This window comes from Ochrobactrum sp. AP1BH01-1, assembly GCF_018066705.1.
Taxonomy (GTDB): domain Bacteria; phylum Pseudomonadota; class Alphaproteobacteria; order Rhizobiales; family Rhizobiaceae; genus Brucella.
In genome coordinates this window covers 184,586-207,574 of record NZ_JAGPOU010000006.1, presented here as the reverse complement: position 1 = coordinate 207,574, position 22,989 = coordinate 184,586, and the positions used below count along the sequence as shown (strand labels likewise).

The following is a 22,989-nucleotide window of genomic DNA, read 5'->3' as shown; positions in this document are numbered from 1 at the left end:
CGCCTTTTCGGCAGGCTGTGGAGAAATCCACTGGCATAATCCGAAATTTCGCGGGAAGTTTTCGAAGTTTTGTTCCAAATTAAATGGATTAAATACGGCCTTTCTGACTTTCCAGGAAATTTTTCGTTATTTTCAACGAATTGCCATCGAATCCGGTGCCTAATCTGCTAGTTTGGCGCGCATTGCCATCATGACAGGAGTATCCGACGTGACTGCAAAGCAGGATCGGTCGAGCAAGGTTAAGAGTTCAAAGGCAGGCAAGGAGGAGAAGAAGGGAGGAAAGTCGAAGGCGCTTACGGCCTTCTCGCAGCTTCTCTTCGAATGGGCGCCGCCAGAAGATCTGGCCGCTTACGATGCCGCCGCTCTCGACAGTTCGGCCCGTCACGGCTATGCCGCCCTCGACTCCTGGCGCAAGGGCAAGAGCATCATCAGCGTCGATAACGGTATCGAGCGCCACGGTCGCCCGGTGAGCGTCATCACCATCGTCAACGACAATATGCCGTTCCTGCTCGACTCCATCATGGGTGAGCTGAACGATCATGCCAGCCAGATTTTCATGGTCGTGCATCCGGTTCTGGATATTGCGCGCGAGAAGGACGAACTCGTCATTCTGGGCGAGGCATCGCAGCTTGCGCCTGCCAAGGGCGTCGAGCGCGTCAGCCTGGTGCAGATCCATCTTCCGGCCCTCGACAAGCAGGCCAAGGCCGACCTGACCGCCGCGATCAAGCGTGTGCTTGGACAGGTTCGCGCCGCCGTCAGCGACTGGAAGCCGATGCTGAAGCGCCTCGATGGGGCCATCGCCGATTACAAGCGCGTGCACGAAATGACGGGCGACCCGGCGATGCCGGAAGCGATCGCGTTTCTCGAATGGCTGCGCGATGACCGTTTCATCTTCCTCGGCCTTCGCGAACTGACCTTCAAGGGCAAGGGCGACAAGCGCGAACTGGTTCCGGTCAAGGAAACGCTCGGCATCCTCAACGATCACGAGGTCCGCGTTCTGCGCAAGGATGGCGACGACACGGTGACGCCGCGCGAAGTGACCGATTTCCTCGACAGCAGCGAGCCGCTGATCGTCACCAAGGCGAACTCGCTTTCGCTGGTGCATCGCCGCTCCTATCTCGATTATGTCGGCGTGAAGATTTTCGGACCGAAGGGCGAGGCCGTCGGCGAATTGCGCCTGGTCGGCCTCTTCACCTCGGTCGCCTATACGAGCTCGGTCGCGGGCATCCCGTTCATCCGTTCCAAGGCCGATGCGGTCATCAAGCATCTCGGTTTCAACCGCGAGGACCATTCAGGCAAGGCGCTCATCAACGTGCTGGAAGAATATCCGCGCGACGAGCTGTTCCAGATCGATGTGGAAAGCCTGACGGCCAATGCCGAACTGATTCTGGCGCTTGGCGAACGTCCGCGGGTGCGCGCCGTTCCGCGTCTCGACCGTTTTGGCCGTTTCGCCACCGTGCTGGTCTATATCCCGCGTGACCGCTACGACTCGGTCGTGCGCGAAAAGATCGGCCATTATCTGGTCGACGTCTATGGCGGCGACAGTTTCGAGTTCCATCCGGTCTTCCTGCAGAATGGCCTGACCCGCGTTCAGTTCGTCATCCGCCGTCATGAGCGCTCCACGCCGCATGTCGACCGGGAAGCTCTGGAAGCCGAAGTGCGCGCCATCGTGCGCACCTGGGACGACGCTGTGCGCGAAAGCTCGGACAGCGCCGACGCAAAGACCGTCGCGCTTGCCGCAAGCTTCCCGCCATCCTATCGCGAAATCTTCACGGCGCCGGAAGCGCTGGTCGATGCGGAACGCATTGCCGGCCTCAGCGCAGAGGCTCCGCTTTTTGTGGACTTCTATCGTTACCGCACCGATGGTCCCGATGCTGTTTCGCTGAAGATCTATCATCACGGCGCGCCGGTCGTGCTGTCGCAGCGCGTGCCGCTTCTGGAAAACATGGGCTTCCGCGTCGTCAGCGAACAGACCATTGACTTGCCGCAGGCTGGCAAGGACGGCGCGACCGTCTACCTGCACGACATGCAGCTGGTGAATGCCTATGGCGCGCCGGTCGATCTTTCCGACGATGGCGAGATGCTGGAAGACGTGTTCCGCAATGTATGGGACGGTCTGGCCGATAATGACGGCTATAACGCGCTGGTGCAGACGGCACGCCTGACGGCACGCCAGATCATGATCCTGCGTTCCTATGGCCGTTATCTGCAGCAGGCAGGCATCGCCTATTCGCAGGGCTTCATCGCGGCAGCGCTGAACCGCTATCCGGAAATCGCCAGCGACCTCTATTCGCTGTTCGACCTGCGTTTCAACCCGTCGGCAAAGCGCCGCGATGCGGCTGAAAAGAAGCTGGTCGATGGTATCGAAACCGCGCTGCTTGGGGTTCCGAGCATCGATGACGACCAGATTCTGCGCCGTTTCCGCAATCTGATCGAAGCGACGCTGCGCACCAACGCCTATCAGCCGGATGCCGAGGGCAAGCCGCGCGTCACCTTCGCCTACAAGCTCAATCCGCGCCTCGTCGACGGCCTGCCGGACCCGCGCCCCTATCGCGAAATCTTCGTCTACGGGCCGGAAGTGGAAGGCGTGCACCTGCGCTTCGGCGCGGTCGCCCGTGGCGGCCTGCGCTGGTCGGACCGTGCGCAGGATTATCGCACAGAAGTGCTGGGGCTGGTGAAGGCGCAGCAGGTCAAGAATGCGGTGATCGTGCCGGTCGGCGCCAAGGGCGGTTTCTATCCGAAGCGCCTGCCGGTCGGCGGCGATCGCAATGCGGTGTTTGAAGCCGGCCGCGATGCCTACAAGGTCTTCATTTCCACGCTTCTCTCCGTCACCGACAATATCGAGGACAATCATGTCGTGCCGCCGGCGGAAGTCGTGCGTCATGACAATGACGATCCTTATTTCGTCGTTGCCGCCGACAAGGGCACGGCCACTTTCTCCGATACGGCCAATGCCATCAGCCAGGCTCATGATTTCTGGCTGGACGATGCCTTCGCATCGGGCGGTTCCGCCGGTTACGACCACAAGGGCATGGGCATCACCGCGCGCGGCGCGTGGGAGGCCGTGAAGCGGCATTTCCGCGAACTCGACATGGATATCCAGAACGAGCCTTTCACGGTTGCGGGCGTGGGCGACATGTCTGGCGACGTGTTCGGCAACGGCATGCTGCTTTCCGAACAGATCCGTCTGGTGGCGGCGTTCGACCATCGCGATATCTTCATCGATCCGAACCCCGTTCCGGCGGATGGTTTTGCAGAGCGCAAGCGCCTGTTCGAACTGCCGCGTTCAAGCTGGCAGGACTATGACCGCTCCAAGCTTTCGGCTGGCGGCGGCATCTACAGCCGCAGCCAGAAGACGATCACGCTCTCGCCGGAAGCGGCTGCGGCCATCGGCCTTGGCAAGATCTCCGGAACGCCGCAGGAAATCATGACGGCGATCCTGAAGTCGAAGGTGGACCTGCTCTGGTTCGGCGGCATTGGCACCTATATCCGCGCGTCCAGCGAGACAGACGCGCAGGTGGGCGACCGCGCCAATGATGCGATCCGCATCACCGGCTCGGAAGTGGGCGCACGGGTGATCGGCGAAGGCGCGAACCTTGGCGTGACCCAGCGCGGGCGCATCGAATATGCGCTGTCAGGTGGTCGCGGCAACACGGACGCCATCGACAATTCGGCGGGCGTCAACTGCTCGGACGTCGAGGTCAACATCAAGATCGCGCTGGCTGCCGCCATGCGTTCGGGCAAGCTCAAGCGCCCGGCGCGCGACAAGCTTCTCACCAGCATGACCGACGATGTGTCGGCGCTCGTTCTGCGCAACAACTATCTGCAACCGCTGGCGCTTTCGCTCAGTGAACGTCAGGGACTGGCGGAACTGCCCTATCAGGCACGTTTCATGGCGGAGCTTGAAAACCGCAAGCTTCTCGACCGCAAGGTGGAAAATCTGCCATCCGACGCGCTTCTGGCCGAACGCCAGAAGGCAGGCCAGCCGCTCACCCGCCCGGAACTGGCGGTTCTGCTGGCCTATGCGAAGCTGTCGCTGTCGGACGATCTGGTGGCCAGCAAGCTCCCGGATGAGCCTTACTTCCAGTCGCTGCTGATGGGCTATTTCCCGAAGCGCATGGTGAAGACCTATGCCGAGGAAATTTCCAACCATCGTCTGCGCCGTGAAATCGTCGCCACTTTGCTGGCAAACGATATCATCAATCGCGGCGGCATCACCTTCATCAGCCGTCTGGCCGATACGACCGGCAAGTCGCCGGCCGATATCGTCCGCGCTTATGTGGCGGTGCGCGACGGCTTCGATATCGACACGATCTATGACGCCATCGATGCGCTCGACAACAAGGTGCCGGGCGATGTGCAGAACCAGTTCTACCATCTCGTCGGCGAAATGCTGCAGGCGACGACGGCATGGGTGCTGCGCAACGACACGACGCGCGCCAACCTGACGGAGCTGGTGGATACGATCACCAGGGCGCGCGCCGAACTGGAGCCGCGTTTCGACGGCTTGATGCCGGAATATCTGAAAAGCGCACTTCAGGCCGACAAGAGCGCGTTCGTGGAAATGGGCGCGCCGGAAAAGCTGGCACAGCGTCTTGCCAATCTCCAGCTTGCAGGCATCATGCCGGACATTGCGCTGATCGCGCATCTGGCCGGTGCCGACCGGGTGGTTACCGCCAAGACCTATTTCGGCGTTTCGGAAGCCTTCCGCATCGGTCGCATCGAGGAAGCCGCGCGCTCCATCCCCGTCACGGATTATTATGACGGGCTGGCGCTGTCGCGTGCGAGCGATACGATCACGCAGGCCGCACGCGGCATCACCATCGCGGCGCTCAAGCGCTTCGCCAAGGACAAGGACCCGGCGGCAGCCTGGTTCGCAGCCGATGGCGCGCGCATCGAGCAGGTGCAGAACCGCATGGTTGCGCTGACGGAAGGTGGTGATCTGACCGTTTCGCGACTGGCGGTTGCAGCCGGCCTGATGTCCGATCTGGCGCAGTAAGAAAACACGAAATCTGATGCAGAAGGGCGGCCCCGGCCGCCCTTTTCGGTTCTTTCCAGTGCGGATTTCGGTTATAAGCTCTCGCTAATATGATTTGGGCCTGAAATTCATCCCCGCACCTCGGAGGATTGAAGCAGCCGATTGGCTCGGTCGGCCCGCGCATCGTTGCCCCCCGCGTCTAAAGGATGCGTGGTGCTTTGGAGGTCGGGAGCCATCAGCTTCCGGCGTTGGGGGGAAGGAAAGAGCAATTGAACGATCAGCATGCGGTTGCCCGCAGCCATGCCTCGCGGCGTGGCGTATGGGGCTGGATATTTTTCGACTGGGCGGCGCAGCCGTTCTTTACGGTCGTTGTAACCTTCATTTTCGGCCCGTATTTCATCTCCCGCATGGCCGACACACCGGAGGCCGGGCAGATCGCCTGGGGATACGGTTTTGCCGCCGCGGGGTTCGTGATCGCCATCCTGTCGCCCGTTCTAGGGGCAATTGCCGACAAGACCGGCTCGCGCAAGCCATGGATCGGCTTTTTCGCCGTCCTTAAGATCGCGGGCCTGTTGACGCTGTGGTTCGCGGTGCCGGGCGCGAACCTGTTCTGGGTGCTTCTGGCTTTCAGCATCGCGATGATCTCGGCGGAGTTTTCCATTGTTTTCAACGATTCCATGATGCCGCGGCTCGTCCCCGCCGGGGAGATCGGCAAGGTGTCCAATCTGGCCTGGGGGCTCGGCTATCTGGGCGGGGTTCTGGTGCTGATCTTCGTCGTGGTCTTTCTGGCGGCATCGCCAGAGACGGGCAAGACGCTGATCGGGCTTCCGCCGCTCTTCGGCCTTGATCCCGCCAACGGCGAAGATGCCCGCATCACCGGACCCATTGCGGCGCTGTGGTATCTCGTTTTCATCATGCCGATGTTCCTGTTCACGCCCGATCAGGCGCGCGGGCAGCCGCTGCGCAAGGCGGTCGGCAGCGGTCTGGCGGAATTGAGGTCGACACTCGGGGAAGTGCGGAAGCGTCCCGGCATAGCCCGCTTTCTTGCCGCCCGCCTTGTCTATCAGGATGGGCTCAATGCCATTGTCGCGCTCGGCGCCGGCTATGCCGCTTCACTGTTTCACTGGAGCATCAACGAGATCGGCCTCTTCGGCATGATCACCAATGTGTCGGCAATCCTGAGCTGCCTTATCGCCGCTCGCCTCGATGCAAGGCTCGGCTCGAAAGCCATCGTCCTCGGATCGCTGGTGCTTCTGCTCATCGCTTCCTTCGGCATTGTTTCCACCGGAACGCATCATCTCTTGTTTGGCCTTGTGCCGATCAGTTATCCAGAAGCAAAAGGATTGTTCTCGACAGCTGCCGAGGACGCCTTTCTCGTCTACGGACTGATGATCGGCGCCGCTCTGGGACCGGTGCAGGCGTCCGCCCGTTCGTGGTTTGCGCGCAGTATCAGGCCGGAGGAATCGGGCCGCTATTTCGGCATCTATGCGCTGGCAGGCCGCGCGACAGGCTTTCTCGGACCGTTTCTGGTCGCGACGATCACCGCTCTCAGTGGCAGCGCGGCACTGGGCATGTCGGTGCTGCTGCTGTTTTTCGCCGTGGGGCTCTTTCTGACGGCGATAACGCCCTATCCAGCCGACAGGCTGCTTGCATCCGGCCCGCATTGAGGGGCCGGAACGCGCTATCAGAGCGCGTTTCGATCTGATCGAATCAGATCGGCGCTCCAATCATTTTTTAACGCGCATCCCGAAAACCGTTTCACACTTTTCGGGATGCGCTCTATTCGATCCAGCCCATTGAACGCTGCACGGCCTTTTCCCACGAGCGGAACAGGCGCGTGCTTTCCTCCGCCGGCATTCGCGGATGCCAGCGGTGGCCGACCTGCCAGTTTTCCACGATGTCCTGCGTCGATTTCCAGTAGCCGACGGCAAGCCCCGCCGCATAGGCAGCGCCCAGCGCCGTCGTCTCGATGATTTTCGGGCGCACGACCGGCACGTCCAGAATGTCGGACTGGAACTGCATAAGCAGTTGATTGACCGTCATGCCGCCATCGGCGCGCAATTCCGTGATCTCGACGCCGGAATCCTTCACCATTGCATCCAGCACTTCGCGCACCTGATAGGCGCTCGCCTCCAGCGCGGCGCGTGCGATGTGGCCCTTGTTGGCGAAGCGGGTGAGACCGGCGATGATGCCGCGCGCTGAATCCTGCCAGTGCGGCGCATAGAGACCGGAGAAAGCCGGAACGAAATAGACATCGCCATTGTCTTCGACAGTGCGCGCCAGCGTTTCGATGTCGCTGCTGTGCTTGATGAGGCCGAGATTGTCGCGCAGCCATTGCACCAGAGCACCGGTGATCGCGATTGACCCCTCCAGCGCATAGACCGGCTTGGCGCCGTCGAGCTTGTAGGCAACCGTGGTCAGCAGACCGTAGCCGGAGGGAACCAGTTTCTCGCCGGTATTCATCAACATGAAGCAGCCGGTGCCATAGGTGTTCTTGGCTTCGCCCGGTTCCAGACAGGCCTGGCCGAAGAGCGCCGCCTGCTGGTCGCCCAGAATGCCTGCAAGCTTGACGCCGGAAAGCGTGGGCAGGGTGATCTCGCCATAGACTTCGCTCGAGGAGCGGATTTCCGGCAGGCAGGCCGATGGAATATCGAACAGGCGGAGAATATCCTCATCCCATTTCAATGTCGAAATATCCATCAACTGGGTGCGGGACGCATTGGTCACATCGGTGATGTGGATGCCGCCATCGGTGCCGCCGGTCAGATTCCAGACCAGCCATGTGTCGATGGTGCCGAAAAGTGCGTCGCCCGCTTCTGCCTTTTCGCGCGCTCCCGGAACGTGATCGAGTATCCAGCGCAGCTTGAGGCCGGAAAAATAGGTCGAGATGGGTAGCCCCGTCTTTTCGCGCAGGCGGTCCGCGCCGCCCTCCTTCGTGTAACGGGCGACCAGCTCGTCGGTGCGCGTATCCATCCAGACGACCGCATTATAAAGCGGGGCACCGGTTTTCCTGTCCCAGAGCAGGGTGGTTTCGCGCTGGTTGGTAATGCCGACGGAAGCTATGTCGGCTGCCTTCAAGTTTGCCTTCTTCAGTGCGGCGGCAATGACATGCTGCGTGTTGCGCCAGATTTCCACCGGATTGTGTTCGACCCAGCCCGCTTTGGGGTAAATCTGCTCGTGTTCACGCTGGTCGCTCGCGACGATATCGCCCTGCCTGTCGAAAATGATGAAACGCGAACTCGTGGTTCCCTGGTCGATGGAACCGATAAACTGCGTCATGGGCGGGCTCCTCCTGATCTGTTCAAAACGAATGTAAACGAAACAATGTGAAACTCAACGTAAACGAAAGCCCCGGAACGGTTGGTTCCGGGGCCCCGATAAATGCTTATTCTATAAAATGTTAGTGCCGGAAGTGGCGCATTCCCGTCATGACCATGGCAATGCCATGTTCGTCGGCAGCGGCAATCACTTCGTCGTCGCGCATGGAGCCGCCCGGCTGGATGACGGCGGTTGCACCGGCCTGAACGGCGGACAGCAGACCGTCTGCAAACGGGAAGAACGCATCGGAGGCGACAACGCAGCCCTTGGTGAGCGGCTCTGCAAGACCGGCTGCTTCGGCTGCATCTTCGGCCTTGCGGGCTGCGATGCGAGCCGAATCCACGCGGCTCATCTGGCCTGCGCCTATGCCGACCGTCGCGCCGTCCTTCACATAGACGATGGCGTTCGACTTCACGTGCTTGCCGACGCGGAAGGCGAATTTCAGATCGTTCAGCTCGGCTTCGGTCGGGGTACGCTTGGTAACGACTTTAAGGTCGAGATCGTCGACGACGCCATTGTCGCGCGACTGGACCAGCAGGCCACCGGCAACCGTCTTGGCGGCTATGCCCTTGGCGCGCGGGTCCGGCAGACCGCCGGTCACGAGCAGGCGCAGGTTCTTCTTGGCTGCGACGATGGCCTGTGCACCTTCGGTGGCATCCGGTGCAATGATGACTTCGGTGAAGATTTTCACGATCTCTTCGGCTGCTTCTTCGTCGAGCGTCTTGTTGAGCGCAACGATGCCGCCAAAGGCCGAAACCGGATCGCAGGCGAGCGCCTTGAGATAGGCTTCCTTGATCGTGGAGGCTTCCGCGACGCCGCACGGATTGGCGTGCTTGATGATGGCGACGGCTGCGGTGCGGGCCGGATCGAACTCCGCCACCAGCTCGAAAGCCGCATCGGTGTCGTTGATGTTGTTGTAGGAAAGCTGCTTGCCCTGAAGCTGGGTCGCGGTGGCGACGCCGGGGCGTTTTTCGCCCGTCAGGTAAAAGCCTGCCGTCTGGTGCGGATTTTCACCGTAGCGCATCACGGAATGCAGCTTGCCGGCGACCGAGCGATATACCGGGGTTTCTTCCTCGATCGCTTCGGCAAACCAGTTGGAAATGGCTGCATCATAGGCAGCGGTGCGCGAAAATGCCTTGGCGGCAAGCTTCTTGCGGAAGGCAAGCGGCAGGGAACCGGCATGCTTTTCCAGTTCTGCCACCACGTCGGCATAGTCGGCAGGATCGACGACCGTTGCGACATAGGCATGGTTCTTGGCCGAAGCGCGGATCATCGCCGGGCCGCCAATGTCGATGTTTTCGACGGTGGTGTCGTAGTCGCCGCCCTTGAAGCGGACTTCCTCGAACGGATAGAGATTGATGACGGCAAGATCGATGCCGCCAATGCCGTGTGCTTCCATGGCCGCGACGTGTTCCGGGTCATTGCGCACGGCGAGCAGGCCACCATGGACTGCCGGATGCAGCGTCTTGACGCGCCCGTCCATGATTTCCGGGAAGCCGGTGACTTCGGACACGTCCTTCACTGGAATGCCTTCTGCGGCAATCGACTTGGCGGTGCCGCCGGTCGAGAGGATTTCGACGCCTTGCGCATGAAGCGCCCTGGCGAAATCGATCAGGCCGGTCTTGTCGGAAACGGAAAGGAGGGCGCGGCGCACCCGATGAAGATCGGGAGCGGGAATATGCTTGGAGCTGACAGCCATAGGGAGTTGGTCTCTTCGTTGCTGAAACGGATGCGTTCAGGAAAGTGGACGGCTCGCCGTAACACAGGCGCGCCAAGAATCCTACCGCAAAAGACCAATTTGAACTTTATACCAAGTCTCGTTGAGTTTGACGCATCGGGACTTGGTTAAGCCCGTGCGGCGATTGAGCATTTTCAGGGCTTGGATAGCGTTAGCATCTTAGCGCCCTGCTATTATACGTAACTGCCGAGTGCGACGCGGCTGAACTGCCAGTTCACTTCCGGCAATTCGGACGCCGGGAAAGACAGCACGATCTGCTTCGACGTCACGGGGCCGCGGAAGCCCGCAAAGAAGATCGAATCCTCCAGCTGCGGCGCAACTTCAAAGCAGGAAAAGACCCAGGTGTCGTCGCGGTCTGCCGACAGGACGATCAACCCGTTCTCATCGAAGGAAATATCGACCGAGGGATGCAGATGGAAGCGCACCGCAATATTGTCGCGTCCGTTTGCCTTCAGCGGACGGCCATCGCCGCGATAGAAACGGTCGGCGCCCTGGATGACGCTGCCATTATGCGACAGCACAAGGCGGCGTTCGTGATAGATGCCGAACAGGCGCGCATAGCCGTCATGGCTGGCGACGAAGCCTTGCCGTCCCATTTCCTCGATCCGGTCGCGCTGCACGCGGGTGGGGCCGGCAATGATCGGCGTGCCGATCATGTTGGAAAGACCCGCATTGAGGCTGAAACGGCACGAGGACGTGTCATTGATGGTGGCGGTGGAATGCGCAGCCGTCGAACGGCCCAATGGACGAAATTCCGGCGGGCCGAAACGGTCGATGCCGGAATTGACGATATAGCGCTGGCGTCCGGAGGACATTTCAAAGGCGAGGCAGCCGGCATGGGCGTCCCGCGATGCGGTGACCGGCGGGGGCAGTCCGGTATCGGCGATGATCGTGGTCGAGCCCATCGAGAGCCGTTCATAACCGGAATAAGGCGCATGGGTCAGCGGCGATCCCGCGGTCTCATCATGCCGCAGAACCGAGATGATGCGTTCCGGCATGGTGGGACCGACGCCGTTGAAAAGCGCAAGGCTGCCATCCTGATGACGGAAGAAGCGCAGCGCGGGCAGCATGCGCTCGACGGCTTCGATCAGCGCCTTGGGCGGTGATTCCGTGCCGTTGGCATAGGTCTGGCGGAGCGGCAGAAGATCGGCCAGAAGTTCCAGCACCGTAACGGGATTGCGCGAGATATGCCCGCCATCGGGCAGGATCTGGCGTTTCAGCTCATATTCCAGATTGCGCCGCGCGGCGCGGGCTGTCGGTGGCGAAACGGGCAGGGCAAGCGCTGCAAAGGCAAGAGCGATGCGGGCGCGCAAGCGTTCCTCGCCGTCATCCATGGCGGCAGCGACGGTGCGAAGATAACGCACCTGCATGGCGAGCGAACGCATGAACTTGCGATAGGCGGGAAGTTCCGCGCCCGACAGAATGAGATTGGAATGCTGCAGCCAGGCAATGATGCGCTGGGCGGTGACTTCAGGCGACCAGGCAAGACCGCCGATGCGCCTGCCGAACATGCGCATCCAGTCATCGACGAGCGCGCGCGCATTGGCGGTCGCCAGTTCGCTGTTGGCGCTTTTGAGATGCCGCAGCCAGCCGAAACTCTGAAGTGCCGCTTCCCATTCTGGGGTGGGTGGTTCGACGGCGAAAGGCGACAGTCCGCCGGTTTCGACAAGACGTCCGGCGAGCGCAAAGCGACCGTGATAGAATTCCTGCGCCAGTTGCGGGTCAGCGACGCGCAGGTCGGGCGGTGCGATCAGGATACGGTCGGGGGTAAAGCCGGTGAAGCGCCAGCGATAAAGCGGCCCCATGCGAAGGCGGCGGCTGAACTTGCGCCACGCCTGTGCAACGGCCAGTCCCCACAGGTGCGGGGTTTCGCTGAGAGCGACTGCCACCCGGTCTTTCTCCGTATCGTTTGTCATTATCCTGCGGCCAATGTTCGGCCTGATCCTTTGCAGGGCACGTCTTTCGGATTCGTGCCTTTATAGAATTCTATAGAATGGTGAATCGAGTGTTAACCATACTGGACGGAAATGCGCCCGGTATGTGAAAACACTTGTTTAGCGGTTTTATACGCGCCTGAAGCGAGCGGCGAAGAAGCCGTCCATGCCAGCCATGTGCGGATTGCCGTCGAAACGGTCGGGCGGCAGGTCTGCCGGAGTGGACCGCAAAAAGCCTTCTGACGTCACAAGCCCGTTCAGGCCGGGACAATTCCGCTCTGTGATCGGATAGGGTTCCAGCAGCGGATTTTCTGCCGCCTTGCGCGCCATTTCCTCGCCTTCAAGCGGGTGGAGCGAGCAATTGGAAAAGACGATCACACCGCCGGGTTTGACCAGAGTGGCCGCGTGCGCCAGAAGCTTGCCCTGAAGTTCGGCAAGCTTTGCAATGTCCTGCGGCGTCTTGGTCCACGGCACGTCCGGGTGACGGCGCACCGTACCGGTGGAGGAGCAGGGCGCATCCAGAAGCACGGCGTCAAACAGTTCGTCCGGCTGGAAATCCATCAGATTGGTGGCGACGGTCTTCGCCTTGAAACCGAGACGTTCCAGATTGCCGTTAAGCCGCTTGAGTCTGTTTTCGGAAAGGTCGAGCGCGGTCACATCCGCGCCTTGAAGCACAAGCTGCGCCGTCTTGCCGCCCGGCGCGGCGCAGAGGTCTGCAACCCGTTTGCCCTTGATATCGCCCATCAGGCGGGCAGGCAGGCTTGCCGCCACATCCTGCACCCACCAGTCGCCTTCGGCAAAGCCGGGCAGGTCGGTGAGATTGCCTTCGACCGTTTGCAGGCGCACCGAACCGTTGGGCAGCGCCACGCCACCCAGCTTTTCGGCCCATGCCTTCGCATCGCCCTTCACCGTGAAATCGATCGGCGGCTCATAGGCGTGCATCGCGAGAATGGTCGCGGCCTTTTCAGCGCCATAGGCGTCGGTGATGCTTTTAGCAAACCACTCCGGCACGTTGGTTTCCGGTTCAAGCGTGTGGGCGAGTGCGCGTTCCTTGTTGCGCGACAGCCTGCGCAGCAGCGCATTGACAAGACCGGCATATTTGCGGTTGCGCGGGTCATTGTTCGCCGCTTCCACTGCCAGATCGACCGCCGAATGGTCGGGCAGGTCGAGATAGAAAATCTGCGCGATGGCGACATGCAGAAGATGCTTCAACGCCACCGCATTTTCCGGCAAGGGCCGGTCGAGCCGCTTGTTGATGGCGCGCTCGATGCTGCCGCGATTGCGCAGCGCAGAACCCAGAATGGCGCGAACCAGCGCACGGTCGCGCGGCTCCAGCGCCAGATATTGCGGATGACCGTTGGTATTGTCGGTCAGGCCGTCGAGCGAAGTGTTCTTTTCGATCACCGCGCCCAGAAGGCGTGCCGCACACAAACGCGCCGCCAGACCGGGGCGCAGGTCTGCGGCGCTGTTGTTGGTTTGCGGCTTCTTATTTCCACGCTTCGGCGCGGGTTTTTTATCGTTCACGCTGTTCTGCTTTTATTAGATGATTTTCAAGACCACGGTCCACGATATCCCCGATAACCGGGATCGTCACCGTTATCTCCGCCTGCATTACCCCATGGACCGGTGCTTTGGGAAGGGGCAGCGGCACGCGGTGCCATTCCGCCAGAGCGGATGCCCATTTCAGCAGCCATCTGTTCAAGGGCGGCAATGCGATTGTCGGTATCCGGGTGGGTCGAGAAAAGATTGTCCGCGCCGCGCCCGCTCAGTGGATTGATGATGAACATATGCGCGGTTGCCGGATTGTGTTCGGCTTCCTCGTTCGGGATGATTTTGGCGCTGCGTGCAATCTTGCCCAGCGCCGAGGAGAGCCACAGCGGATTGCCGCAGATTTCCGCGCCGCGCCTGTCGGCGGCATATTCGCGGGTGCGGCTCACCGCCATCTGCACGATCATGGCGGCGAAGGGCGCGACGATCATGGCAAGGATCGTGCCGACGACGCCCATGATGCCGTTGCCGTTTTCACGGTTACCGCCCAGGAAGAAGGCGAAATTGCCGAGCATGGATATGGCACCGGCAAGCGTTGCGACGATGGTCATGGTCAGCGTGTCGCGGTTTTGCACGTGCGCCAGCTCATGCGCCATCGCGCCCGCTACTTCTTCCGGTGAAAGCCGGTTGAGGAGGCCGGTCGTCGCGGCAACGGCGGCGTTTTCGGGGTTGCGACCCGTGGCGAAGGCATTGGGCTGGTCCTCATGAATGATGTAGACCTTCGGCATGGGAAGGCCCGCATTGGCGGCAAGGCCGCTCACCATGCGGTAATAGTCGGGTGCGCTGCGCTCATCCACTTCCTGCGCATTGTACATGCGCAGCACCATTTTGTCGGAATTCCAGTAACCGAACAGGTTCATGGCGACGGCGATCACAAGCGCGATCATCATGCCGCCCCCGCCGCCCAGCAAATAGCCGATGCTCATGAACATGACCGTCATGAGGGCGATCAGCATGGCAGTTTTCGTCATATTCATCCGTGGCGGTCTCCAAATCTTGAGCCGTGCGCCCTCGCAAGGGTTTTGCACGGCAAGCCTTTCTGCCTATATGATGGGTATGAACAGGCTTCGCTTCAATAATGGGAGCTGACGCAGCCAACAGGAACGTGACCGATGAGCGAGAAAACCGACGCAACCGAAAGCCCGGAAAACGTGGACAAGCGCACGTTCGAAGACCTGCCGCCTGCGGCTCAGCGCGCCTTGAAGGAAGCCGAAGCGCGCCGCGCGGCCGAAAAGGCAAACGAAGCGCCCCGCGAGATCGGCGGTCGCGGCGGGAAAGACCCTGCACGCTTCGGCGATTGGGAGATCAAGGGTAGGTCGATCGACTTCTGAAAAGTTTGGGATATTGCCGCCCTGCTGGCCTGCAAATCGCGCTCTTTTGCGCTTTTGCCTGCCTTCTCAGGCGGTGTTGCTAAAAAGTCCCGGCGCAAACCGAGGCTCAGTAATGAAAAAACCCGCCGAAGCGGGGTTTGGCTCTAAATGATATGCCATTAGGATAAAAAAATTCGATTTTTGGATAGAAACTTTCTGAATTTCTGGAAATCAGGATTCCTGTGTGCTATATATAAATCACGCTCGGGAGCCTGACATTCATAGGCGCTGAGGCTACGGCCTCACCCGGCGTCTTTTTTTGTGGCCTTCTTGGGATCAAATGTACCGTTGGGGTGGTGGATCAACCCGTATCCCACAAACTTCCCGTCGCGATTTCTTATCTTTTTCTTCAATTGTGCGGCATACTCGCCGTCTCCCACCGCATAAGCACGATGGATTGCTCCTGCCACATAATCTGCAACTTGAATGCCAATGGACATGCATGAGTCTTGCAAGAAAAGACCCTCTATCAAACGGTCGTATTTAGAGATCGTTTTGCCATTTGACCCTACAAGGGTTTGGTGATGAGCGCGAAACATGCGGTCATTGTCGTGGCTCCTGTGGTCAGCGACAACGATTCCAAGATCTTTCTTTTCCTGAAGGAAGTACTGAAACCTTTCAGTAATCGGCTTGTAAGCGAAGTGATAAAGGTCTTGTTGTCCGTTTACGCTGTTGTATTGGAATGCTGCGTCAACATCAGTTATGGAAGCGATGATTGTAATTGGTGCTTTGCAAAGCAGCTGGTTGAACTGTCTGCTTAAGGCTTTCCTTTCCCCCGCATCCTTGCCAAGTAGTGGATTTCCTTTGTCGGAGTTATGTGGCGAAAAATATCGCCATTTTAACTCGCCGTGAATTTTGTTTTGAACACGAAAGCCGTGTACATTCTTGTGAAGAATTGGCCAGTCGGCGCAGTTTATAATCACCGCGCCTAATGTGAAGTATGGCTTGTTTAGGTTGGGTTTGGATGGCGCCGTACCGCTCTCGTCTACAAAGCAGAAATACATAAATTAGTCCCAGCAATGACTCGACAATTGATCATCACTTAAAGCTCTGGAGAAAAGCAAGCCTCCCCCATACCCATAATTGTGATTCCTGAGGAAGACGGCCAATGTGTCTTGGCGCTGGTAAATAGGGGCAATCAGCGCCCACTCCGTATCACTAAGATCGCTTGCATAACGTTGACCGCTTCGGGTATGTTGTTTGCGTGTGATTTCAGTCCAAGCCATCGCGATCGCCAGTGTGGCTTCGTAAACCACATTTGAATCACAACTAACTGAAATCACCCAACTTTTTTTCGGTCAGACTCTAAGCCCCGGTTTCCCGGGGCTTTCTGTCATTTCTTGTTCTGGCGATTTTCGATCAGGTCGTCCACGACGCCCGGATCGGCCAGCGTCGAGGTGTCGCCCAGTGCGCTGAATTCGTCTTCGGCGATCTTGCGCAGGATACGGCGCATGATCTTGCCCGAGCGGGTTTTCGGCAGGCCCGGCGCGAACTGGATCTTGTCTGGTGTCGCGATGGGGCCGATTTCCTTGCGCACGTGCTGGGTCAACTCCTTGCGCAGGGCGTCTTCGTCATGGACGGTCTCGCCGGTCATCAGCGTGACATAGCAGTAGATGCCCTGTCCCTTGATCGGATGCGGATAGCCCACGACGGCGGCTTCCGAAACCGAGTGATGCGAGACGAGCGCCGATTCGATTTCCGCCGTGCCGAGACGGTGACCGGAAATGTTCAAGACGTCATCGACGCGGCCGGTGATCCAGTAGTAACCGTCCTCGTCGCGACGGCAGCCGTCGCCGGTGAAGTACTTGCCCTTATAGGTCGAGAAGTAGGCATCGATGAAGCGCTTGTGGTCGCCGTAAAGCGTGCGCATCTGGCCCGGCCATGAATCGATGATGCAGAGGTTGCCGTCTGCAGCACCCTCGACGACCGCGCCCTCATTATCGACCAGTTGCGGCTTGATGCCGAAGAACGGACGCGTTGCCGAGCCGGGCTTCAGGTCCGTTGCGCCTGGCAGCGGGGTGATGAGAATGCCGCCGGTTTCCGTCTGCCACCACGTATCCACAATCGGGGAGCGCTGGTCGCCAACCACGTTGTAATACCATTCCCAGGCTTCCGGGTTGATCGGCTCGCCGACCGAGCCGAGCAGGCGTAGCGTCGAGCGCGACGAACGGGTGACGAATTCATCGCCGGCGCCCATCAGGGCGCGGATGGCCGTCGGCGCGGTATAGAAGATGTTGACGTGATGCTTGTCGATGACTTCCCAGAAACGTCCCTGATCGGGGAAGTTGGGCACGCCTTCGAACATGAGCGTCGTCGCGCCGTTGGCAAGCGGACCGTAGACGATATAGGAATGGCCCGTCACCCAGCCCACATCCGCCGTGCACCAGTAGATGTCGCCGTCGTGATAGTCGAAGACATATTGATGTGTCATCGATGCATAGACGAGATAGCCGGCCGTGGTGTGCAGTACGCCCTTCGGCTTGCCGGTGGAGCCGGACGTGTAGAGGATGAAGAGCGGGTCTTCCGCATTCATAGGTTCCGGGTCGCAGGTCGGTTCGACGCTTGCGACTTCCTGATGGTACCAGAGATCACGGCCCGGTCCCCAGCTCACCTTGCCCCCGGTGCGGCGCACGGTGAGAACCTTGTTGACCATCACATACTGCTTGGCGGCGATGTCGATGGCGGTATCGGTGTTTTCCTTCAGCGGCACCGGCTTGCCGCCGCGCACGCCTTCATCGGCGGTGATGACGAAGGTGGATTCACAGTCGACGATACGGCCGGCAAGCGCCTCCGGCGAGAAACCGGCGAAGACGACCGAGTGCACCGCGCCGATGCGCGCACAGGCCAGCATCGCATAGGCCGCTTCCGGGATCATCGGCAGGTAGATGGTGACGCGGTCGCCCTTCTTGACGCCGTGCTTCTTCAGCACATTGGCCAGGCGGCAGACGTTTTCGTGAAGCTCGCGATAGGTGATCTTCTTGTCGATATAGGGATTATCGCCTTCCCAGATGATGGCGACCTGATCGCCGCGGCTCTTGAGGTGGCGGTCGATGCAGTTATAGGAAATGTTGGTGACGCCGTCCTCATACCACTTGATGGAGACGTCGCCCTCGAAGCTGGTGTTCTTGACCTTGGTGAAGGGCTTGAACCAGTCGATGCGCCGTCCGTGCTTTGCCCAGAAGCCGTCCGGATCGCTCACGCTCTCCTGATACCATTCGAGATAGGTTGCGTTGTCGATGAGCGTGTTTCTCTTTGCCTCGGCAAGAACCGGGTAAAGCTTTTCCGACATGATTTCCTCCTTCAGCATTCCGCGAACCAGACAGCCATCCCGCTCGCATAATGCACCCAAAACTGCCCGGCACCTCCCGCCGGATGAGACGGCCCGCCGTGAAAGCAGGACCCTCGGGTGCCCTGTCTACCTTCCATTGCGGGCAAGGTAAATTAGACAATCGGCGCGTCCATGATCCACAATGACGCATCGCCGGGAAGGGCGACTGGCAGCACTCATTGCGGACTGTTGCTAATGTATTGTTTTTACAGTTTAAAAACCATTTGGAGTGATTATCTTCTAATCAGGAGCCTTGCAATAAGGCTCTTCACAAAAAGGGGAAATCGCCATGACGACGTCCGCTTTGAACGCAAAGTCCGCCTTTGAACTCCAACTCGCCGGTTATGGCCTGACGACGGCGAAAGTTTTCTATCACCTGCCCGATCATCCGCATCTGCTTCAGCTATTCGTCTGGCAGGATTATGATCTTGCGCCCGATTTTCCGGTGCTCAATCATTTCATCGAATTCTGGAATCGGGAAATCGACGGGCCGCTGCATTCGGTCAGCTATACGCATTTCCGGCTGCTCGGCCCCTCGGACTGGAGGAATGTGCAGGGCGAGATCGTCCTGCACTAATATAGGTGCTGAGCATAGGAATCAGGCGGGGTTGGTATAGCTCCGCCCGCCGAAGATGGCCGAGCCGACCCGCACGGACGTCGCGCCGAAGCTGATGGCGGTTTCATAATCGCCCGACATGCCCATCGAAAGCTTTTCGACCTGCGCCTCGCGGGCGAGCTTTTCCAGAAGCGCGAAATGCGGACCGGGATTCTCCTCCGCAGGCGGGATGCACATCAGACCCTCGATTGCGAGGCCATGTTCCTTGCGGCAGCGCTCCACAAAGGCAACGGCTTCCCTGGGCGCAATGCCGGCCTTCTGTTCTTCCAGCCCGGTGTTCACCTGAACATAGAGCTTCGGCGTCTTATCCTGCTTCTTGATTTCAGCGGCCAGGGCGGCGGCGATCTTTTCGCGGTCGACGGTTTCGATGACATCGAAAAGGGCGACGGCATCGGCGGCTTTGTTGGATTGCAGCGGGCCGATGAGATGCAGCTCGATGCCGGAATAATTCTCGCGCAACTGCGGCCATTTGCCTTGCGCTTCCTGCACGCGGTTTTCGCCGAAGACGCGCTGGCCTGCATCAAGGGCCGGGCGGATGGCATCCGCGTCGAAAGTCTTCGACACCGCGACAAGCGTAACGGAGCCTTTATCGCGCTGTGCTTCCTTTTCGGCATTGGCGATTGCGGCCTTGACCGTGTTCAGGTTCGCTACGATATCTGACATGAAACTCTCGCTTTCAGGCTTTTCATCCGCAAAAGGTTGACGCTTTCGCCAATACGTGGTGAAGGTCGCCATTAAATATCGACTCTCCTTATTGCATCACCTTCGTACGAGTAAATACGGTCATGGCAGCCGAACGTTATAATCCGCGCGTGGCGGAAGCTCATTGGCAGAAAGTCTGGGAAGAAGACCGGACCTTCGAAACCGACAATGGCGACAGCCGCGAGAAATATTATGTGCTCGAGATGTTCCCCTATCCGTCGGGGCGCATCCATATGGGCCATGTACGCAACTATGCGATGGGTGATGTTGTTGCCCGTTACAAGCGCGCCAAAGGTTTCAACGTGCTTCATCCGATGGGATGGGACGCGTTCGGCATGCCTGCGGAAAATGCTGCAATGCAGAACAAGGTTCATCCGAAGGAATGGACCTATCAGAACATTGCCACCATGCGCAGCCAGCTGAAATCGATGGGGCTTTCGCTCGACTGGTCGCGCGAGTTCGCGACCTGCGACGTGGAATATTATCATCGCCAGCAGATGCTGTTCATCGACCTTTTTGAAAAGGGTCTGGTGACGCGCAAGACCTCCAAGGTCAACTGGGACCCTGTCGACAACACCGTGCTTGCCAATGAGCAGGTGGTGGACGGTCGCGGCTGGCGTTCGGGTGCGCTGGTCGAACAGCGCGAACTGACGCAATGGTTCTTCAAGATCACCGATTTCAGCGAGGAATTGCTGGCCGGTCTCGATACGCTGGACCAGTGGCCGGAAAAGGTCCGCCTGATGCAGCGCAACTGGATCGGCAAGTCGGAAGGCTTGCAGGTTCGCTTCGCGCTCGACGGCAAGACCGCGCCGGAAGGTTTCTCCGAAGTTGAAGTCTATACGACCCGCCCGGATACGCTGTTCGGTGCAGCTTTCGTTGCGATTTCCGCCGATCACCCTCTGGCGAAGAAGCTGGCCGAAGGCAATGCTGCGCTTGCGGGCTTCATCGATGAATGCCACCATCATGGCACCTCGCTGGCGGCGCTGGAAACAGCCGAGAAGAAGGGCTTCGATACCGGCGTGAAGGTAAGGCACCCGTTCGACGAGAACTGGGAACTGCCGGTCTATGTCGCCAATTTCGTCCTGATGGAATATGGCACGGGCGCTGTGTTCGGCTGTCCGGCGCACGATCAGCGCGACCTGGATTTCGCCAACAAGTACAAGCTGAAGGTTACGCCTGTCGTTCTGCCGAAGGGCGAGGATGCGGCGACGTTCAGCATTGGCGACACGGCCTATACGGATGACGGCGTGATGATCAATTCGCGCTTCCTCGACGGCATGACGCCGGAAGCAGCCTTCAATGAGGTCGCCAATCGTCTGGAAAAGACCACGCTCGGCAATCATCCGCAGGCAGCGCGCAAGGTTCAGTTCCGCCTGCGCGACTGGGGCATTTCCCGCCAGCGCTATTGGGGCTGCCCGATCCCGATGATCCATTGCGAGGCTTGCGGCGTCAATCCTGTGCCGCGCGCCGACCTGCCGGTCAAGCTGCCCGATGATGTCGAGTTCGACCGTCCGGGTAATCCGCTCGACCGTCATGCGACATGGCGTCATGTGAAGTGCCCGAAATGCGGCGGCGATGCACGCCGCGAGACCGATACGATGGACACGTTCGTCGATTCGTCCTGGTACTATGCGCGCTTCACCGCCCCGTGGGAAAATGAGCCCACGGATCGCAAGGCTGCCGATCGCTGGCTGCCGGTCGACCAGTATATCGGCGGCATCGAACACGCGATCCTGCATCTGCTCTATTCGCGGTTCTTCACCCGCGCGATGAAGGTCGCCGGTCATGTCGGCATCGACGAGCCGTTCAAGGGCCTGTTCACGCAGGGCATGGTCGTGCATGAAACCTACAAGGCCAATGGCCAGTGGGTGGCGCCTGCCGACATTCGCATTGAGGAAAGCGATGGCAAGCGCGTGGCGACCCTGCTTTCGACGGGCGAGCCGGTGGAAATCGGTTCCATCGAGAAGATGTCGAAGTCGAAGAAGAACGTTGTCGATCCGGATGACATCATTGCTTCCTACGGTGCCGACACGGCGCGCTGGTTCATGCTGTCCGATTCGCCGCCCGAGCGGGACGTGATCTGGACGGAAGCCGGTGCCGAAGGCGCTCATCGCTTCGTGCAGCGCGTGTGGCGTCTGATCTCGGAGGCTGCGGACGCGCTGAAGGACGTTGCGCCCAAGACCGGGACGCAGGGCGAAGCCCTCGTCGTTTCCAAGGCCGCGCACAAGGCGGTCAAGGCTGTCGGCGACGATATCGAGAAGCTCGCCTTCAACCGTGGCGTTGCCCGTCTTTACGAGCTGGTCAACACGGTGGCAGGACCCTTGCAGCAGGTTGCCGCTGGCAATGCGGATGACGCGTTGAAGAGCGCCGTCCGTGACGCCACGGAAAAGCTCATCCTGATGCTGGCGCCGATGATGCCGCATCTGGCCGAACAGTGCCTCTCGGTGCTGGGCGGCAAGATTGCCGGCCGCGAAACGCTGGTTGCCCGCAGCGCCTGGCCGATCTTCGATCCGGCTTTGGTGGTGGAAAACGAGGTCGTTCTGCCGGTTCAGATCAACGGCAAGAAGCGTGGGGATTTGACAATCGCCCGCGACGCTGATCAATCTAGCATCCAGCAGGCGGTGCTCGAACTTGACTTCGTCAAGGCTGCGCTCAATGGAGGCTCGCCGAAGAAGGTTATCGTGGTGCCGCAAAGGATCGTCAATGTCGTTGCCTGACCGCTTTTTCTCCGCAATCAAAGCCTTCCGCGTTGCGTTTTTCGCATTGGGGGCTGCGGTTCTGATGGCTGGATGCACGGTGCAGCCGCTTTATTCGTCCGGCGCAGGCGGGGCGATAGGCGGCAGCGTGACGCCGGACATGCGCACCAAGCTTGCTTCGGTGGCGATCGATCCGGCTGGCGATGTGTTCCAGCAGCAGGTCCGCAATCGCCTGATCTTCCTGCTCGGCGGCGGTGCCGGCGAGCCGGCCAATCCGACCTATCGGCTTGGCCTTGGCCTGAGCAGCTATACGCTTGCGGCGGTGAGCGTGGACATTGGCGACCGGACGGACCGCACTGGCCGTCCATCGTCCGGTATTGTCAAGGCTACGTCGAATTTTGTGCTGCGTGACAAGGACGGCAAGCCGCTTGCCGCCGGCACTCGCACGGTGGGCGCTTCCTTCGACCGCCCGCGTCAGGAATTTGCGAACCTGCGCGCCGAGCGCGATGCGCGCAAGCGCGCCGCGGAAGAACTGGCCGAACAGGTCTTCCTCGCTCTTGCGCAAAAATTGTCGAAGCTTTGATCGGGTCTTGATCCGGCATTGAAAGGCGGTGCCGCAAGGCGCCGCTTTTTTTGTTTTTACGTATCGCAAAAACTGCAGTGAAATCAGCAAGGTAACATTGCTGTGCCTTGCCAACATTGATGTGTCTCCTTGTTTTTCATGACGTGATTGGCAACCTCAATGCTCCTGCGAGCGCATG

14 protein-coding genes and 1 pseudogene are annotated in these 22,989 nt (G+C 59.7%); 6 read left to right on the top strand and 9 right to left on the bottom strand.

Annotated features, from left to right (window positions below; all coding sequences use genetic code 11):
- Positions 1-208 precede the first annotated feature (208 nt).
- Positions 209-4,999, top strand: a complete 4,791-nt coding sequence (locus tag J9800_RS20720; protein ID WP_114216952.1) for an NAD-glutamate dehydrogenase — start codon at positions 209-211, stop codon at positions 4,997-4,999.
- 248 nt (positions 5,000-5,247) lie between these two features.
- Entirely contained in the window at positions 5,248-6,645 is a 1,398-nt protein-coding gene (locus tag J9800_RS20715; RefSeq protein ID WP_114216951.1) for an MFS transporter, read from the top strand.
- A gap of 112 nt (positions 6,646-6,757) precedes the next feature.
- Here J9800_RS20715 and glpK read toward each other — a convergent pair whose 3' ends face one another.
- From glpK to htpX, 5 genes are all read right to left on the bottom strand, one after another.
- A complete protein-coding gene (glpK, locus tag J9800_RS20710) occupies positions 6,758-8,257 on the bottom strand; it encodes a glycerol kinase GlpK (protein WP_114216950.1) in 1,500 nt (499 codons plus the stop codon).
- A gap of 121 nt (positions 8,258-8,378) precedes the next feature.
- Complete coding sequence (gene purH / locus J9800_RS20705; protein WP_114216949.1) at positions 8,379-9,995, bottom strand: bifunctional phosphoribosylaminoimidazolecarboxamide formyltransferase/IMP cyclohydrolase; 1,617 nt, start codon at positions 9,993-9,995, stop codon at positions 8,379-8,381.
- Positions 9,996-10,207: 212 nt separating this feature from the next.
- The gene (locus tag J9800_RS20700) at positions 10,208-11,950 is read right to left on the bottom strand and encodes a heparinase II/III family protein (RefSeq protein ID WP_114216948.1); all 1,743 of its coding nucleotides are present in this window, start codon (positions 11,948-11,950) and stop codon (positions 10,208-10,210) included.
- Between the two features lie 147 nt (positions 11,951-12,097).
- Positions 12,098-13,492 (bottom strand): RsmB/NOP family class I SAM-dependent RNA methyltransferase, encoded by a 1,395-nt coding sequence (locus J9800_RS20695; protein WP_114216947.1) that lies wholly within the window; start codon positions 13,490-13,492, stop codon positions 12,098-12,100.
- Between the two features lie 26 nt (positions 13,493-13,518).
- Positions 13,519-14,493: a zinc metalloprotease HtpX gene (htpX, locus tag J9800_RS20690; protein ID WP_114216946.1), complete on the bottom strand. Its 975-nt coding sequence runs from the start codon at positions 14,491-14,493 to the stop codon at positions 13,519-13,521.
- 135 nt (positions 14,494-14,628) lie between these two features.
- Here htpX and J9800_RS20685 point away from each other — a divergent pair, with 135 nt between their 5' ends.
- Positions 14,629-14,847: a DUF1674 domain-containing protein gene (locus tag J9800_RS20685; RefSeq protein WP_114216945.1), complete on the top strand. Its 219-nt coding sequence runs from the start codon at positions 14,629-14,631 to the stop codon at positions 14,845-14,847.
- 281 nt (positions 14,848-15,128) lie between these two features.
- Here the strand turns inward: J9800_RS20685 and J9800_RS20680 are convergent, their stop codons facing one another.
- The 3 genes and pseudogenes from J9800_RS20680 to acs all read right to left on the bottom strand — a co-directional run bounded on the left by J9800_RS20680 (position 15,129) and on the right by acs (position 18,175).
- Positions 15,129-15,890, bottom strand: a complete 762-nt coding sequence (locus J9800_RS20680) for a DUF3800 domain-containing protein (RefSeq protein WP_114216944.1) — start codon at positions 15,888-15,890, stop codon at positions 15,129-15,131.
- A gap of 129 nt (positions 15,891-16,019) precedes the next feature.
- Positions 16,020-16,112, bottom strand: a pseudogene (locus J9800_RS20675) (IS5/IS1182 family transposase); the annotation flags it as partial.
- Between the two features lie 107 nt (positions 16,113-16,219).
- Positions 16,220-18,175, bottom strand: a complete 1,956-nt coding sequence (gene acs, locus J9800_RS20670; protein ID WP_114217000.1) for an acetate--CoA ligase — start codon at positions 18,173-18,175, stop codon at positions 16,220-16,222.
- A 328-nt stretch (positions 18,176-18,503) separates the two neighbouring features.
- Between acs and J9800_RS20665 the strand changes: the two genes are divergently transcribed.
- Positions 18,504-18,791: an usg protein gene (locus J9800_RS20665; RefSeq protein WP_006471250.1), complete on the top strand. Its 288-nt coding sequence runs from the start codon at positions 18,504-18,506 to the stop codon at positions 18,789-18,791.
- A gap of 21 nt (positions 18,792-18,812) precedes the next feature.
- On the opposite strand, the gene J9800_RS20660 is transcribed toward J9800_RS20665, so the two are convergent.
- A complete protein-coding gene (locus J9800_RS20660; protein WP_114216999.1) occupies positions 18,813-19,493 on the bottom strand; it encodes a YggS family pyridoxal phosphate-dependent enzyme in 681 nt (226 codons plus the stop codon).
- Between the two features lie 122 nt (positions 19,494-19,615).
- On the opposite strand from J9800_RS20660, the gene leuS reads away from it, so the two are divergent.
- Together leuS and lptE are read left to right on the top strand one after the other, a co-directional pair.
- Entirely contained in the window at positions 19,616-22,249 is a 2,634-nt protein-coding gene (leuS, locus tag J9800_RS20655) for a leucine--tRNA ligase (protein ID WP_114216943.1), read from the top strand.
- Complete coding sequence (lptE, locus tag J9800_RS20650) at positions 22,236-22,811, top strand: LPS assembly lipoprotein LptE (RefSeq protein WP_112591262.1); 576 nt, start codon at positions 22,236-22,238, stop codon at positions 22,809-22,811. Before leuS ends, lptE begins: the two co-directional genes overlap by 14 nt.
- The last annotated feature ends 178 nt before the right edge of the window (positions 22,812-22,989 follow it).

What these genes read in the sequence shown, in the direction of transcription:
- glpK (WP_114216950.1), bottom strand. Translation starts at nt 8,257, where the DNA reads ATGACGCAGTTTATCGGTTCCATCGACCAGGGAACCACGAGTTCGCGT.
- purH (WP_114216949.1), bottom strand. Translation starts at nt 9,995, where the DNA reads ATGGCTGTCAGCTCCAAGCATATTCCCGCTCCCGATCTTCATCGGGTG.
- J9800_RS20700 (WP_114216948.1), bottom strand. Translation starts at nt 11,950, where the DNA reads ATGACAAACGATACGGAGAAAGACCGGGTGGCAGTCGCTCTCAGCGAA.
- htpX (WP_114216946.1), bottom strand. Translation starts at nt 14,493, where the DNA reads ATGAATATGACGAAAACTGCCATGCTGATCGCCCTCATGACGGTCATG.
- J9800_RS20685 (WP_114216945.1), top strand. Translation starts at nt 14,629, where the DNA reads ATGAGCGAGAAAACCGACGCAACCGAAAGCCCGGAAAACGTGGACAAG.
- J9800_RS20680 (WP_114216944.1), bottom strand. Translation starts at nt 15,890, where the DNA reads ATGTATTTCTGCTTTGTAGACGAGAGCGGTACGGCGCCATCCAAACCC.
- acs (WP_114217000.1), bottom strand. Translation starts at nt 18,175, where the DNA reads ATGTCGGAAAAGCTTTACCCGGTTCTTGCCGAGGCAAAGAGAAACACG.
- J9800_RS20665 (WP_006471250.1), top strand. Translation starts at nt 18,504, where the DNA reads ATGACGACGTCCGCTTTGAACGCAAAGTCCGCCTTTGAACTCCAACTC.
- J9800_RS20660 (WP_114216999.1), bottom strand. Translation starts at nt 19,493, where the DNA reads ATGTCAGATATCGTAGCGAACCTGAACACGGTCAAGGCCGCAATCGCC.
- leuS (WP_114216943.1), top strand. Translation starts at nt 19,616, where the DNA reads ATGGCAGCCGAACGTTATAATCCGCGCGTGGCGGAAGCTCATTGGCAG.
- lptE (WP_112591262.1), top strand. Translation starts at nt 22,236, where the DNA reads ATGTCGTTGCCTGACCGCTTTTTCTCCGCAATCAAAGCCTTCCGCGTT.